Below are 16097 nucleotides of genomic sequence, written 5' to 3' on the forward strand. Positions count from 1 at the left end.
AAAATGTTAGCAGTAATTACAGACCTACACTAAGTCCCAGCAAATAAGTTCTTGCCTGCATGGGTTGAAAATTGTCGATACCATTCAAACCAATACCCTGAAAAGGAAGCTCCGGGTTCAGACCAGAATATTTTGTCAACGTAAACAGGTTTTGTGCAGAAGCATATACTCTCACATTGTTGAATACTTTTACCAGGTCCCTGGGCAGGGTATAGCCTAGTTGGAGCAGCCGGCAGCGGGTAAACGAAGCATCTTCGATCAGGAATGAATTCATTTTGCTGAAATTACCATTGGGATCAGTCGCTTTCAAAATGGGAAAGCTATTGGAGGTGCCCTCGCCATGCCAGAATTCATCGCCCAGGCCCGACATGAAATTATATTTGCCGGAACCATTCATCAATAAGCGGTAGCCGTTATTATACTTTTGGCCATAAGAGCCATAAAATTCAGCCCTGAGATCAAAATTGCTATAGTTCAGTGTAAGCGTTAAGCCGCCGGTTAATTTTGGCCAGGGCGATCCAAGATCAGTGAGGTCTTTACTATCAATGACGCCATCATTATCGATATCCCTGAATTTGAGATCGCCCGCTTTGGCCAGTGGCTGCATACGTATATTGTCTTTATTAACATAAGCGGCAGCTTCTGCATCCGTTTGAAATACGCCTTCCACTTCATAGCCATACCAGGCGCCCGGCTCATGACCTTTGGTCATTCTGGAACGGAAAGTGGTGATCACATCATTGTTCACACCATAGCGGATAGGATCCACAGAACCCAGGTTATCGGCAATTGATTTGAAGCGGCTGAGGGTAAGGTCAACCCCAAAACGAAGCTTATCGGTTAGATGATCTCTATACCCAATAGAAATATCCCAGCCCTTGGTCGTCATTTTTCCCACATTGGCTTCCTGGGTAGCCCAATACCCCTGCGCATAACCCAGCACAGGATCTACAGGAATACTTAACAATAAATTCCTGGGCGTTCTTATATACCCTTCAATCGTAACATTAACTTTGTTGTGAAATAAATTTCCATCGATACCTACTGTATAATCTTCCTGTTCCTCCCATTTTATCTCAGGATTGGCAATATAGTTGGTGGTATAACCAATAACGGCCGCACCAGTGGCATCCGGATAGGAGGTGGGCCCAACGGTTGAGAAATACAAGCCCAGTCCTGGTAAATTTCCACCGGCCTTACCCCAGCTGGCTCTCAACTTTAAGTAATTAACGGTCTTATTCAACTTCCCGAAGAACGATTCATCCGAGATCACCCAGGCGGCGGACAGGGTTGGAAAATATCCCCAGCGGTATAATGGATTCACCAGCGATGTTCCATCAGCGCGCATGGTTGCGGTTAAGTAATAGCGTTCGTTAAAATTATACCGGAAAGAGCCGAAATAGGAAACCATTTTACCAAAAGGCGTAGAGCCGGTTGAGGCACCGGGCTGATACCAGCCGCTCGCACCTACAACCGTTGGCGCCGCAGCAACATATCGATAAGTCTCTTCTTCCAACGGGATTCCTTTCTTTGTAACCGAAGTTCCTTTCACGGCAAAATTATCGGCGCTTTGACCGGCCAGCAGGTCGATTTGGTGTTTTTTGATGGCCAGTTTGTAATTGGCCGTATTGGTGATCTTCCAGCGCAGGTTCTGCTGGTTATCTTCATAAACCTGGTCTTCACGGTTATTACTGTTGGTGGCCAGGTAATATTTGGGTGTGTAATTCGTATTGCTGGTAGCAGTGCCAAATCCTTCCAACTGGGTTCTCAGGGTCAGGTTGTTCACAGGCTTTGCTTCTGCATACACGGAATATTGAGCGCCCCATGCGTCATTATTGTTGAAATTGGTTCTGTAATAAAAATCCGGGTTAACCACGCCGTTGACCGGCGACCGGTTGGGCATGCTGTAATAAGGATTGAATGCAGTCATATCCATAAACCCGTTGGGGATAGACCTGAGAACAGAATCCTCAGATTTAAAAGGCAGGGTAGTAGGATCCATCATATAGGCGCGACTAAGATTGCTGGCATCTGAGTTCAGCCATTTTTCGAAGCGGGGTGCAAAAGCCAGGCCTACTTTGAATATTTTATTTAGTGCAAAGTCGATATTCAGGCGGGCGGTGATCCTGCTCCAGTCGCCGCCTTTGGCAGTTGCGTAATAGGAGTTCTGTTTGTAATAGCCAAGGTTTCCATAAATAGATAAGCCATCTTTACCACCAGTTACACTCAAATTATAATTCTGCCGGTTACCTGCATCGAAAGTGCTGTTCCAATAATCGGTATGGGTTATGTTATCGGGATTGGGAAAATAGGGCGCTGCCCCACTATTGGCTGCAACGGTGTTCATGATGCGCACATATTCATTTGCATCAGCCAGTTTTACCTTGGGTACTTTATCCCACCCATAGGAGGCTTCAAAATTAACACTTGGCTTTCCCTTACCTCTTTTCGTAGTCACTAAGATAACACCCTGGCCGGCGCGGGAACCGTAGATGGCGGAAGCAGACGCGTCTTTCAATACATCGATGGCCTCGATGTCTGCAGGGTTCAGAAAGTTAAGGGCATTGTAACCCATCTCATTACCATCAACAATAACCAATGGGGTGGAGTTCTTCATAAGACTGCTCAAACCCCTGATCATGATCGTTGGCTGTGAGCCAGGCAATCCGTTGCCCGAAAAAACCTGTACGCCGGCCATTTTTCCCTGGATAGCGTTGGCTACGTTCCCGGTAACATAGGATTTGATCTCTTTTGAATTCAGTGAAGAAACAGCCGTGGTTACACTTTTGCGTGAAACGGATTGGTAACCGATCACCACCACTTCATTCATTTGTGCTTCCTGTGATTGTAGCGCCACTTCAATAAAGGATCTGCCGGCTACAGCTATTTCCCTCGTAGCATATCCAATATGGGAGAAGATCAACACAGCATTTTCGGCAACAGTAAGTGTGAATTCACCACTGCTGTTTGTAACAATTCCCGTGTTTTGCCCTTTGATACTCACGCCGGCTCCGGAAAGCGGCTCATTATTACTTCCTGTTACTTTACCTTTCACAGTGGAAGTTTGCGCAAAACAGGGAACGATAGCAAAGAGAAGGCAGGCATATAACAGCAATCGTTTTTTCATAAAGCGTTTGGTTTTGATTTGCGTGGGAGATTATTGAATAAGCAAATCTTGAATTTATATGCCCCTAAGCCAATAGAATTTCTTATGATAATGATGGACAATTTTATGATCAATCATGGAAGGCGTTTCGAGACAGTAAGGCCATCAACAGGCAGTGATAACTTGAATGATCTGCCAGCTGCAGTCAAATGAACAGTAATGCCTTTATGTGTAGGATCACTCGCATATACTATATCATCCTTTATCAGAACGAGACAGGGCTGATCTGTTTCTATTGTATCTTTCCCGCTTTCCAGCTTACCCGGTGAATAAAAAGCCGCCATCATTGTACCATCATTACAACGAAGCGCCTGGCACAAAGTATCATTACGAAGTACCTTCCAGCCAGGTTTATTGAATAAGTTCTTTGCATCACCGGGCTTTGCACAGCGGGCCAATACATAACCGGAAGTACTTGTGCTATCATGAACCATCACTGGCATAAAAACTTTTTCGGTGACTTTTTCTGTTGTTCCAGAAGCATTGATGGAAGTCCAGGATCCCGTCACTTTTTTCAAATGGAGCTCAATAGTTGCAGGAGAAAGCGGCATATAGGCAAAGCCGGCGTGATGAATCCAGTTTACACCTTTGATGGTATGTATGCCTTCATCGATCACCTGTGCCGGTTTGTTTATGGTTACATTGCCCCGCCAGCGGCATTGATCAAGTGCAGTATATATCTTACCTGAAATATTTTTTGCTGTCATTCCAGACAACAAACAGATTACTACATCCTGGTAACAGCCCCAAAATTTACGGGCAGCCAATGTTTGCGCACCGGAACTATCTTTCAATACATATTCCATCACCGAAAATCCTTCCGCTCCGCTGGCCACTGCGCCCACAAATTCCTTCCGGTTGATCATATGCGCATCTTCAAAGCCGGTTACACCGGGTAATAAAGCATAATTCCAAACAGGCATTAGATCAAAGTATTCACGCCCATCCTTTATCAGGTAAGCATCGCCGCTATTCAGCAGTTTTCCCTGCAGGTTTTCGCGGTTGATAGATTCAGTGGGCAGGGTACGGGCAGAAATGGTTTTCAGAAAAAAGCTGAAACCGGGGCGATGATAAGCAGCGAAATCGGAATAGGGATAATAACGGTATCCGTTCAGTGATCGCACGCCGTTTTGAGCCGCTGCCATTTGTTTAAATGCAGTATCCCTGGCTGGCTCCAGCTCTCTGATGAAGGGCATAAGCGAACGCAGATCGGCCGCCTGCAATTCTCCTTTACGTGAAGAAGAACGATCCATTGTACCGGGCACCGTATGAATACCTCTTGCCATCCACTGCCAGCCTTCCAGCACCGCATTGGTCAGGATTGTCACTTTCTCTTCGGGAAATGCGAGGGATGTTCCCTGCAGCTGCCAGGCCAGTCTTAAGCTTTCCCATAAATAAGCTTTACCATACTGGTACATCTGCAGGCGGCTGCCATGCTGATGAAAACTGTAATCGGGTTGAATACCTTCTCCTTTGGTGATCTGAATTTCTTTTAACACCAGTTGCCGGCAACGCAGCATCAAAGCAGGATCGTTTGTAAGTGCCCCATAATGTAAACCCAGGTCGGCACACCAGATCAGGTTACCGCCAACAGCATTATTCCGCACATTATGTTGCGCCAGTATTTCCAAAGATGCTTTCAGGCGTGCTGGTGCAAGCTCATTACGAAGCAAAACGAGAATGTCACGCATATAGCGGGGCACGCCGATCTCATTGTGCCACCAGTTGGCGCTTTGGTACCGCTTTAACAGCCAATGATCCAGGGCTGTATTTATCTTTTCCCAGAGCTGTTGGTTATGAAACTGTGCAGCGGTTGGCATAGCCCAGCGCTGCGCCATCTCTTTTACCCGTTGCAGGTGAAGTGAGACCTTCCATGCGGCCGGTTCGCGATCTTCATAATTAATATCCGGCCATTGCCCCTGTGCATTCAGCGGCGCAGACCAACCGTTTCCCGACGACATTTGAAGTGCAGCAGTGCGGAACAGGTAGGCCTTGTAACGCTCCAATATAGTATCTGTTTGTGCCTCGGCTACAAATAGCAGGAAAAGCTGAATTAGGAAGACGGTGGTTATTTTGAATTTCATACAACGGCGGGTCAACCATTCAAGCTCATTGAAAATATTTCATGATCTCAGCGCTTATCAATGCATGTCCGGCGCTGTTAGGATGATTGGATTGAGACATATAGGCCTTTAGATCTTTTTTTTCTGCCACCACCTGTTTAAACTGCTTATAGCTATCGGCCAGTCCGATATGATATGCTTTCGCGAGGTTTTTGAGCTGTGTGGCAAACAATTCCAGCTCATTGCCGTCTTGCAGCAGATTGACATTCTGATCAGCCGAAGGTGTTAACAGGATCACTTTTATATTTTTCTTCAGGGCCTGCCTGATCATTTTTTCCATGTGCTGTTGGGATGCTGCCAGCCCCTGTTTGCGGTCGTTCAATGCATAATCAATGAACAAGACATCGGGTTTATGCGTCAATACATCCCTTTGTAAACGCTTTTCACCCTGTGCTGAATTTTCACCGCCCATACAAGTAACAATCACATTGATCACGGCATAGGGATATTGTTGCTTTAATTGTTGCAAAACTAAATAGGGATAGGCGTCAAGGGTCTTTACCTCGGGGGTGGCAAAATAACCACAGGGTACTGAATGCCCATGGAACACGAGATTGATGGTCCTGTTATTCGGCCATTTCTTTTGCAGTTCCGCTTTTATTCCTTGCAGATAATCATCGGTCTGCGCAGTCACCGCCTGTAATGCTATCAGGAACAAGTAGAAACACAAGGAATATTTTCTTTGCATAAGAGTGTTCATTGGCTGCTTTTATTTCATTGATAGGATCCGGTACATGTTACAACCGACCTGGGCGGAATGACCAGCTTATTTACGGGAACAACTGACTTTTTGAGGTTACGCGCAGCATCTGTTGTGTAAGCGTTCATGACATTGTTGCTTAAGCGTAACCCACGCTTTATTCCTGTTAATTGCACAGCATGCTGATCACTGGATGGGTTAACGAAAACCAGCACCAGCTTGCGGCTGCTTTCATCTTTATAAGCAGAAACCATCAAAGTAGCTGCCGCCTTCAGGGGATCATTCAGTCCTTCTATGCCCAGGTTCACCCGCTTCATGCCCGGACGAATAAAGCGGGCATAATTGCCAAAACACCAAAGTTGTTTGGAATCGAGCACAATACCATCTTCTTTACTTTTGCTTACATTCATACCCCCGGAAGGATCATTGACATAAACCAGTCCGTCACTGTAATCGTAAGGATTTACCGCCAGCCACCACTGCCAGGAACTTACATTGGCAATGGCAAGATCATGATGTAATACTTTCGCCACATAAAAGCCGTAATCGATGCCGGTATTCTTTGGCCCGCCATTGTATAGCTTGCAGATATTGCCCAGAATACCAAATTCGGTTTGCCAGCTTTCCAGTTTGGCATCTACCTCCTCGATCTTTGCTGCCACCAGCCGGCGCACCTTCACCAACTGGGAATCGGGACAGGTCGTAAAATAACTGTGTGCTGAAATAATATGGGCTGTATTGGGCAGGTTGCCAATATAATTGGCAGAAGCAGGAGAGAAGAACTGATAGATCTGATCACCCCGGTTATCTTTATTATTACCGTACAAAAAGTCAAGCTGGCCGGCTTCACCGATCACCACCTGGGTCTTTGCCCGCCGGGCAGAAAGGCTGTCGGCCAGCAACTTTACCAGGTCCGCAATTTCTTCATTGGTAGCTTGCGTACCTTCCTGGCTGATGCGGTCTTTTCCCCAATTCCATTGTGGTTCATTGACCGGGCTCAGGTAATCGAACTGAAAATGATCTGAGACAGCTGCCATAAAACCGGCATACGCATTCATTTTACCTGGCAGAATGTTCATGGCCGGTTCAGCGGTGCCGTTATATGCCTTACCATTTCTGGCCATAAAAACCGGTGGCGCAATAGAAAACCCCAGGGTATAGCGAACGCCCCGTTGTTTGGCCGCCTGCAGGAACCATTGGGCGCCTTGCTGCTTTTTCCAGTTGTAGGAACCATCCGGCTGTAGAAAACATTCCTCCCGCCGCCATTCATCCGGAATATCACTCGCAGCACCCTGCTCATAACTGCCGGCGCCTATGTTAAAGCGCCAAAGCGATAATCCAATGCCTTTCGGACTTCCGTCCGGCAATGTATCCATACTGAAAAGCCAATCAGCAATTTGATCTTTTTTGGAAACATTGCTCCAGTTGCCGACGTATTTAGTGGTCCAGCAATCAGAAGCGCCAAAACTGTGAATGGTTTGCTGCACATCATTCAGCCGAACGGTAATTTTGGTTTTGCCCAGAGACTGACCAATGGCAGGGGAGCCGGCTAATGTGAATACGATTAGCCACAAAGCAGGCATTCGCTTCTTGCTATTACAAGGCATGGCGTTTAATTTTACCGGCTCTAATAAATTGATTTAAGCGATGAGGTGAGCACATAGGCAGCATCGTTTTAATTGTTTAAAAGTGTGCGCGCAAGCTTTTGAATAAGCAAATCTTACATTTATTGCTCCACAAGCCAATAGAAATTTTTATGAAAATGATGGACTATTTTATGGTAAGTGAATGGCCCATCGATCTCATCGGTTCGGCCGAAGCCACCAAGTTTATTCACGCTGTAATCTTTGAACGCTTTGATTTCTTCCTGTCCCGCATATTCAGCCAGATACTCATAATAAGACTGATCACAAAAACAATAAGGGTAGCATTATTAACGAGGTCTTCGTTAAAGTTGAAACCAGTGAGTTTTAATAACAGGAAATGGATATACGATTTTTGCTGATCATGATAACCCAGGCTTTCTCTTATATCCCAGTGCCAGTCGGTACATAAACAATAACCCCAGCCATACCAGATGCCCAATACAAACCAGGAAAAGGCAGTTAATAACAAAGTGAACAGGTTCCATTTCCTGGTGGCAGGAAAGATCCATCCGAAAACATTAAACAAAGTGAACACGGTATGGAATATAAAGAAGAAATAATTAAGTACCTGGTACCACATAGTTGGTTTAAGTATATGCCAATTTATGCTATTTCAGACATTAAACCACGGGATGTTTTTAGATAGGAGAGGGGGAGTAAAATAATTGCATAATTTTTTCACCGATTGTTTGCATAAGTGTCAGCCATGCACTAACTTTGAATCACAAAGTACTTTTGATAAAAAGAAACTGGGAAAGTATAGCCGTGAATCGTTTAGAATGGCGTTTACATTAAAAACAATTTTTTCCCGGTGCGTACAATCGATCGCACCAGAGGGCGTTCCATATTTAAATTGATTACCGTGAAAAACGCTACAGCAGTCTTTTATGACTGCATATCTTTTCTATACCCGGCCATCAATTACTTTTTAAAAGGCCATAGAAAAGCTTTGATAGCTGCGGTGAATAAGGCACCACCGGGCAAACTACTGGAGATTGGCGTAGGTAATGGATCCCATTTGACATTATTTACTGCTCATCAAATTACGGGTATCGACATTTCTGAAGCCATGCTCCACAAAGCGCAGCTTTGTAAGAGAGAAGATACCCAACTGCTGCTGATGAACGGGGAAGATTTGTTATTCGCCGAAGCCAGTTTTGATTATGTGGTCATATGTCATGTACTGGCTGTCACCAATGATCCGGACCGGCTGCTGGAGCAGGTATACAAGGTGTTGAAACCTGGCGGACGATTATTCATCCTTAATCATTTTACGCCCGGGAACTGGCTTAAGTATGTTGACCGGGCCTTTCACCCCGTGTCGGCTCTTTTTCATTTCAGATCTGCTTTTTACCTGCACAGCCTGAAAGGATTGCAACGTTTTGTATTACATAAGCAAACGGAGCTTGGAAAAAACGCTTATTATAAACTTCTTATCTTTTCTAAACCTTGAAAAAGTATATTCCCTTACTGGGGCTGTCCCTATGTTTTTGCCTCTTTATTTATGTTTTTTACCGTACAGAAAAGACCCTGGTGAACCAACTCTTTATCGCCCTGTTTTCGCATGAAACCTATTCTTATTTAAAAACAGCAGTCAGGTCTTTTCTGCCCTTACCCGACTTTCTTGTTTATTCTTTACCGGAAGGTTTGTGGATCTTCTGCATTACAGTAACATCGAGCTTTTTCTATCTGGAGATCCGGAACCGGAAATGGAGCCTGGTTCTTGTACCCATTCTGATGGCTGTGATCATGGAAGTATTCCAATTCTTACATTTTACAAATGGCCGGTTCGACATTATAGACCTGGTGTTTTCATTTGTTTTTTGGCTGCTGGCCTTATTTTCTACGCAAACCAACATAGGCAAAGAACCTGTTTTTCGTTCCCTAAACAGCAAAACGGTCTATTGCATGGGTAGTTATATTATTGTATTCCTTGCCCACGTAAGTTATTGAGCGGGGCCTGCAACGTCGAACTTCAGTTCCGCGGATCAGGCACTTTATGCAATTCGAACTGGTATGCCCGCTGTGACGGTACAATGGGGTCACTGCTCAGCAAAGAATATTCTTTAATAAAGCTGGCGCCAAAGTAGAGGATAAACGAAGAATAGAATACAAAAAGCAGGATCAGCACGATAGCAGTTCCCGCCCCATAAACGGCGCCAATATTACTTTGGATAAGTAAGACCGAGAGCGCTGCCTTACCAAGGTAAAATAGAAGTCCGGTAAGTATGCCTCCCGCCGTGGCTACCCGCCAGGAAGGCCGGCCACTTGCCAGGTACCTGAATAAGACGATAAACCAGGTGGTAACAACAAGTATACCGGCAATTTCATCGAGCGCCGTGGTAAAAAAGCTTCCGCCCTTTTCCCAGAACCTGCCAATGTAATTTCCGGCAATGACTTTTATCAGGTCAATGACGCCGGCAGCCAGGAACAGGATACCGGCCATCAGTATAATAAACAGCGATCTGGCCCGTATTTTCATATCAGCAAGAAATTCCGTCTTTTCTACATGGATATTCCAGATATCATTGAGCGAATTCCTGATCACTTTAAAAAGGGTGGTTGCTACAAAGGCGAGGAATAATAAACCTATTACAGCCATATACCAGGTTTGGGCCAGGTTGCGCAAGCCGAGCGCAGTGATCCTCAGTTGGTCGGCGCCCTGCTTGCCCAGCGTATCTGATAATAATTCACGCAATTCTCTACCTACGATCCTGCGGGCGAAGAAGATACTGAATAATTGGAACAGCAGCACAAGAATAGGAGGCAGGGCGAAGCTCGTAAAAAAAGCGGTGGCGCCCGCCATTCGCAATGGGTCATTACGCATCAAACGCCTGAACGAACTTTTCATCAGCGTCCAGAGCACTGGCCAATTCCAAATGGATGTTTTTTTGTTCATTATCCGTCACACGGCTGTGTTCAGTTTTTCGGTAGATCTTACTATTTTGTTAACCCGGGCCACAATTGCAGCTGCATCGATACCAGCATCCCGCAACAGTTCTTCCTGTTTGCCCGATTGAGATATTTTCGTTACTGCCAATTTCACTACATGGTTTCCTTCTGCACTGATGGCTGCGGCAACAAAATCGCCTAACCCGCCATGCTCAAAATGATCTTCTACTGTAATTATACATTTGTGCCGGGTCGCATTGAGGCAGTCCATCAATGTTCGCTTGTCAACGGGGTTTATGGAATAACAATCCACCACCCGGATCTTTATGTTTTCCTGCGCTAACAGATCTGCAGCCTGTAGTGCTTCAAATACCGTAATACCGCTGGCCGCCACCGTAAGCAGATCATTGGCTGATTGCCGCACAATCTTAGATCCTCCGATATGAAATTCTTCGCCGCTTGTATATAACAGTCTGGTTTTGGGGCGAAGGGTGCGCATATATACAAAACCGGTATGTTCAATCATCCGCCGTACCAGGGCAGTGGTGGCCACGGCATCACAAGGTTGCAAAATAACGGCATCCGGCATAGCCCCAAAGAAAGCGATATCTTCCAGGGCCATTTGTGAGGGACCGTCTTCCCCGATAGAAACGCCAACATGCGAACCCACAAATTTCATATTGGCTTCGGAGATCCTGGCCATCCTTATCTGGTCGGCAGCCCGCATGAAAAAAGCGCCGAAAGTGGCTAATACCGGAATCTTGCCGATCCTTGATAAACCGGCGCCTACGGATACCATGTTTTGTTCGGCAATAAAACATTCTATAAATCGCTCCGGTGTATCATTGAAAACATCTTCGGTAAAGGTGGAGTTCTTTACATCGGCGTCCAGCACATATACATCCTGAGCATTTTTGGTGATCTGCGCCAATGCCTTGCCAAAGACCTCGCGGGTAGCATATGTTTTGGCCTTATCGAATTCCAGCTGTATAGCCGTATTCATCCGGGAAGGATGAGCGACCGCCGTTTTTGATGGTTTCCGCAGCTCGAAACGCAGCATATCATCCATAGCTCCCAGCTCATCCAATGCTTTTTTGAGGTCCTCCTCCTTTAACGGTTTACCGTGCCAGCCATCTTTATTTTCCAGGAAAGAAATTCCTTTCCCTTTCTCCGTTCTGGCAATGATGGCTACAGGTGCCTGCCCTGCATCGTCACGAGCCTGCTGAAAAGCCTGGTCTATTTCACCGAAATTATGTCCGTCAATTGTGATCACCTGGAAGTTAAATGCGCGGAACCGCTGTTCATATTCCTCCATGTGGTGACCAAACATGGTCTCGCCACTTTGCGCCAGCCGGTTAATATCTAAAATGGCAATTAAATTATTCAGGCGATGATAAGCAGCAAAATTAGCTGCCTCCCATACCTGGCCTTCAGCCAGCTCACCATCACCGCACAACACATAGGTAGTATAAGGCAGTTTTTCTCTTTTAGCCAATAATGCCAATCCGGCCCCTACCGAAAGTCCCTGCCCGAGGGAGCCTGTAGCTGCTTCCGCATATTTAAATTTTGGGACGGGGTGACCTTCAAACCGGCTGTTGAATTGCCTCAGCGTTTTCAATTCATTTAGATCATAGGCGTTACACATGCCAAACAGGGCATATAGCAGGGGAGCAGCATGTCCTTTCGAAAGCACAAACCGGTCGTTGTAGATGTTTAAGGGATTGGAAATATCGTAGGTAAAATATTTTTCAAACAGAACGGTGGAAAGATCTGCTGCCGATAAGCAGGATGTTGGGTGCCCCGACCCAGCCGCCGTTGTTGAAACAAGGCACCATTTGCGAAGCAGATTCGCTTTTTCTTGCAGGGCATTGTTGTTTGTCATATTAAGCAATAAAAAATGATCAATACTCAAAAACGCACAATTCAAATGCCATTATCTGTTAACATAAAATGAGGTAATAGCTGGATGATCTGTAGAAATTGTTGAACACCGGGTGCTGCCTGCCGGTCAAGCCAACGGGCATCACTGGCAAATGAAAAATGTATAGCGGTCACGAGAGAGGCAAAGACGTATTCAATAGGTTAAAGGGAATTTTGAAATGATCCGGTGCTCCGGTTGAACATTCATGGTATATGGGTAATCTATCCGGGCAAAATGGAAATCGCATAAAATTGCCCTAAATTTATTCTGATACCATTTTTTCCATTAAATCGAATCGTCACATGAGAAAAGTTTTACTCTTCGCAACAGCGATGTTGTGCAGTACCATCTTACTTGCACAGGATTACTGGAGGCCGCACACCGATGCCGCCAGGATCACTACCGACAAAGCCATAGCCCGGCTTGCATTTCCCGCAAACTTTAAACTGTTTGACCTGAATTTTACTCCATTGAGAAATGAAGTATTCAAAACCGTTGGTAATGCCGCGGCCCATTCAACCATTATTTCTTTACCTAACGCAGACGGACAAATTGAACAGTTCGAAATTATTGAAGCGTCTAATTTCGAACCGGCATTACAGGCTCAATTTCCTGAGATCAGGGCATTTTCAGGTAAAGGCATTACTGATAAACAGGCTACGTTGAAACTGAGCATCTCTCCGCAGGGTATTCAAACAATGGTTTTCCGTATGAATAAGGAAAATGAGTTCATTGAACCTTATTCTGCCGACCACAAGGTGTATACTGTTTTCAAAAAGCAACCGAAAAGTTTACCCTGGAAATGCACCACCCCTGAGCAACAATTGTCAGCTGGCATTACCAGCCAGGTAAATGATATGAATGCAAGGGTTGCCAGGTCAACCGGCGATATGAAAACCTTGCGGCTGGCCCAATCCGTTACCGCTGAGTACTCCAATTTTTTTGGCGCCACAAGCGCGCCACAGGTTTCCCTGGTGCTCGCAGCTGTGAATGCCACACTTACCCGTTGTAACGGGGTTTATGAAAAGGACCTTGCTATCCATCTTAACCTGATCGCAGCAAGCACCAATGTATTCTATTATAATCCCTCTACTGATCCTTATTCACCGGCCAGTTCGGGCGCAGGCGGGGCGTGGACCAGCCAGTTACAAAATACCCTCAATTCTGTGATCGGTGCAGCCAACTATGATATCGGCCACCTGTTCGGCGCATCCGGCGGCGGCGGTAATGCCGGTTGCATCGGTTGCATCTGTGTCGACAATTCAAAAGGCAGCGGTTTTACTTCTCCTGCAGACGGTATTCCCCAGGGAGATAATTTCGACATCGATTATGTGGTGCATGAAGTAGGGCATCAGCTGGGTGCTAACCATACTTTCTCTATGGGCAATGAAGGCACCGGTGTTAATGTAGAACCTGGTTCCGGGATTACGATCATGGGCTATGCAGGTATCACCAACCAGGACCTGGCGCCCCATTCCATTGAAATTTTCCATGCTGCTTCCATAGCGCAGATCCAGGCGAATTTATCTACCAAAACCTGTCCGGTAACGACCAGTATCGCCGCTAATAATGCAACACCTGTAGTGAATGCAGGCGGTAATTATACGATCCCCATCAGCACTCCGTTTGCACTTACGGGTTCGGCTACAGATGCCAATGCCGGTGATGTGCTTACCTATTGCTGGGAGCAGAATGACAATGCTTCGTCGTCACAAACAGGAGCAGCCAGCGTAGCCAGCGCTACCAAAACGGCCGGGCCAAACTGGATCAGTTTTGCGCCCTCCACATCGCCAACAAGGTACTTTCCTAAAATGGCAACGATCCTGGCAGGCGGTTTGGTGTCTGGCCCCTTGCCAGGCGGTGATGCCGGCGCCAATACCGAAGCATTGAGCTCCGTTTCAAGAACGTTGCGCTTTCGCTTAACGGTGAGGGACAATGCGCCTTACAGCTCCACCGCACCGGTAAGCATCGGTCAAACCAATTTTGCCGATATGACTGTGACTGTTACCAACTCATCAGGACCTTTCTCGGTAACCGCACCGAATACAGCGGTATCATGGGCCGGCAATTCAGCGCAAAATATTACCTGGAACGTGGCAAATACAACGGCGGCACCGGTTAGTTGCGCCCATGTAAAAATCTCCGTTTCTACAGACGGGGGCACTACCTTCAATACTTTGGTCGCCAGCACTCCCAATGACGGCAGTGAGGTAGTGACGATCCCTAATACCCCCACTTCAACAGCAAGAATAAAAATAGAAGCGGTAGGAAATATTTTCTTTGACATTTCCAATACCAATTTTACTATAACATCCGGTTCGTCCTGTGTTTCACCCGCTGGCTTGATCGCTTATGCAATTACCACCACATCGGCTAATGTAAGATGGACAGCAGTTAGCGGCGCTGCATCATATGATGTGGACTATAAGGCCAGTTCATCAGCAAGCTGGATCAATGCTGCTACCGGCACTACGGATACTTCTGTTGCCTTAAGCAGTCTCACTGCGGGTACGACATATGATTACAGGGTAAGAACGAATTGCAGCAGCGGCAGCAGCGCTTATTCAGCCGAACAGTTTACGACCACACCATTGGTCACTTGTACAGCACCGGCAGGTTTAAACAGTTCACTGGTAACAACTACCAGCGCCACTGTTAGCTGGACAGCGGTAAGCGGCGCCCTGAGTTACGATGTGCAATATAAACCGAATGCATCTGCAACCTGGATCACAGACACGCTTGGAACTGCTTCCACATCTGTCCCCATAAGCGGGTTAACACCCGGAACATTGTATGACTGGAGAGTAAGAGCAAATTGTTCAGGTGGCAGCAGTGCCTATGCAGCAGCCCAATTCACTACCATTCCAACAACCTGTGCAAGCAGCCTGGATACGGCAACCAACGGAACCACTGCCGGTGCAGCAAACATTCCATTCAACACCAATGTAAATGGCCTCATCAGCCCAAGTGGCGATATCGATCATTACCGGTTTGTGATCACCACCCGGGGTACGATCACCATTACATTGGGTACCTTGCCTGGCGATTATGATCTGAAACTGTTGAACAGCGCAGGAACCCAACTTGCCATTTCACAGGCAGGCGGCACCAGCAATGAAACGATCAGCAGAACGGTTAATCCGGGCACCTATTATGCCCAGGTTTATGGTTACAATGGCGCCAATAGCGCTACCAGCTGTTATACAGTAAGGGTACAATTAGGAACAGCCAGCCGCGAAGCTGATCTGATCACCGGTGCTGAGCAAAAAGTAAATGTATACCCGAACCCTGCCAGAAACCTCGTGAACATTAACCTAACCGGTTTCACGGGCAAATCAGATATCCGGCTTTTCGATGTAAATGGCCGGGTGGTCTTGCAGCGGGCAGTAAACGCGGTGAACTCGCAGCTGGATATTGCTGCCCTGCCTGCAGGTATTTATATGATGAAGATCAGGAACGGAGGAAAGGAAGTGAAGATGACGAAGATCATTAAGGAGTAACAACAAATAAAGAATCTGAATCGAGTAGGAAGTAAGAGATTATTTCCCTTACTGTCCTCTCACACCACCGTACGTGCCGTTCGGCATACGGCGGTTCATTAAACATTAACAGTTTTAGAAGGCTTTACGATGTCCATCAGACTAGTGAA

10 protein-coding genes are annotated in these 16097 nt (G+C 46.3%); 3 read left to right on the top strand and 7 right to left on the bottom strand.

The features are described 5' to 3' along the window. Positions 1–16: 16 nt before the first annotated feature. From JT717_RS08790 to JT717_RS08810, 5 genes are all read right to left on the bottom strand, one after another. Positions 17–3127: a SusC/RagA family TonB-linked outer membrane protein gene (locus JT717_RS08790; RefSeq protein WP_205509825.1), complete on the bottom strand. Its 3111-nt coding sequence runs from the start codon at positions 3125–3127 to the stop codon at positions 17–19. A gap of 113 nt (positions 3128–3240) precedes the next feature. After that, entirely contained in the window at positions 3241–5250 is a 2010-nt protein-coding gene (locus tag JT717_RS08795; protein WP_205509826.1) for a polysaccharide lyase family 8 super-sandwich domain-containing protein, read from the bottom strand. 25 nt (positions 5251–5275) lie between these two features. Then, positions 5276–5989, bottom strand: coding sequence for an SGNH/GDSL hydrolase family protein (locus JT717_RS08800; RefSeq protein WP_205509827.1), 714 nt, complete (start codon positions 5987–5989; stop codon positions 5276–5278). Between the two features lie 14 nt (positions 5990–6003). Beyond that, the gene (locus tag JT717_RS08805) at positions 6004–7596 is read right to left on the bottom strand and encodes a glycoside hydrolase (RefSeq protein WP_205509828.1); all 1593 of its coding nucleotides are present in this window, start codon (positions 7594–7596) and stop codon (positions 6004–6006) included. 226 nt (positions 7597–7822) lie between these two features. Beyond that, positions 7823–8215 carry a DUF2784 domain-containing protein gene (locus JT717_RS08810; RefSeq protein WP_205509829.1) on the bottom strand — a complete coding sequence of 131 codons (393 nt, stop codon included), beginning with the start codon at positions 8213–8215 and terminating at the stop codon, positions 7823–7825. A 282-nt stretch (positions 8216–8497) separates the two neighbouring features. Here JT717_RS08810 and JT717_RS08815 point away from each other — a divergent pair, with 282 nt between their 5' ends. Further along, positions 8498–9088, top strand: coding sequence for a class I SAM-dependent methyltransferase (locus JT717_RS08815; RefSeq protein WP_205509830.1), 591 nt, complete (start codon positions 8498–8500; stop codon positions 9086–9088). Beyond that, positions 9085–9588 carry a hypothetical protein gene (locus tag JT717_RS08820; RefSeq protein WP_205509831.1) on the top strand — a complete coding sequence of 168 codons (504 nt, stop codon included), beginning with the start codon at positions 9085–9087 and terminating at the stop codon, positions 9586–9588. The genes JT717_RS08815 and JT717_RS08820 overlap by 4 nt, the downstream gene beginning before the upstream one ends. A gap of 22 nt (positions 9589–9610) precedes the next feature. Here JT717_RS08820 and JT717_RS08825 read toward each other — a convergent pair whose 3' ends face one another. Both JT717_RS08825 and JT717_RS08830 read right to left on the bottom strand, forming a co-directional pair. After that, positions 9611–10534 (bottom strand): YihY/virulence factor BrkB family protein, encoded by a 924-nt coding sequence (locus JT717_RS08825; RefSeq protein WP_205509832.1) that lies wholly within the window; start codon positions 10532–10534, stop codon positions 9611–9613. Between the two features lie 6 nt (positions 10535–10540). After that, entirely contained in the window at positions 10541–12409 is a 1869-nt protein-coding gene (locus JT717_RS08830; protein WP_205509833.1) for a transketolase, read from the bottom strand. 341 nt (positions 12410–12750) lie between these two features. On the opposite strand from JT717_RS08830, the gene JT717_RS08835 reads away from it, so the two are divergent. Continuing rightward, positions 12751–15948 carry a reprolysin-like metallopeptidase gene (locus JT717_RS08835; protein WP_205509834.1) on the top strand — a complete coding sequence of 1066 codons (3198 nt, stop codon included), beginning with the start codon at positions 12751–12753 and terminating at the stop codon, positions 15946–15948. Positions 15949–16097 lie beyond the last annotated feature (149 nt).

Source organism: Longitalea arenae, assembly GCF_016924755.1.
Taxonomy (GTDB): domain Bacteria; phylum Bacteroidota; class Bacteroidia; order Chitinophagales; family Chitinophagaceae; genus Niastella; species Niastella arenae.

Excerpts from the sequence above, each read along its gene's own strand:
- JT717_RS08835 (WP_205509834.1), top strand. The coding sequence starts at position 12,751 with ATGAGAAAAGTTTTACTCTTCGCAACAGCGATGTTGTGCAGTACCATC.
- JT717_RS08830 (WP_205509833.1), bottom strand. The coding sequence starts at position 12,409 with ATGACAAACAACAATGCCCTGCAAGAAAAAGCGAATCTGCTTCGCAAA.
- JT717_RS08825 (WP_205509832.1), bottom strand. The coding sequence starts at position 10,534 with ATGAACAAAAAAACATCCATTTGGAATTGGCCAGTGCTCTGGACGCTG.
- JT717_RS08805 (WP_205509828.1), bottom strand. The coding sequence starts at position 7,596 with ATGCCTTGTAATAGCAAGAAGCGAATGCCTGCTTTGTGGCTAATCGTA.
- JT717_RS08790 (WP_205509825.1), bottom strand. The coding sequence starts at position 3,127 with ATGAAAAAACGATTGCTGTTATATGCCTGCCTTCTCTTTGCTATCGTT.
- JT717_RS08810 (WP_205509829.1), bottom strand. The coding sequence starts at position 8,215 with ATGTGGTACCAGGTACTTAATTATTTCTTCTTTATATTCCATACCGTG.
- JT717_RS08795 (WP_205509826.1), bottom strand. The coding sequence starts at position 5,250 with ATGAAATTCAAAATAACCACCGTCTTCCTAATTCAGCTTTTCCTGCTA.
- JT717_RS08800 (WP_205509827.1), bottom strand. The coding sequence starts at position 5,989 with ATGAACACTCTTATGCAAAGAAAATATTCCTTGTGTTTCTACTTGTTC.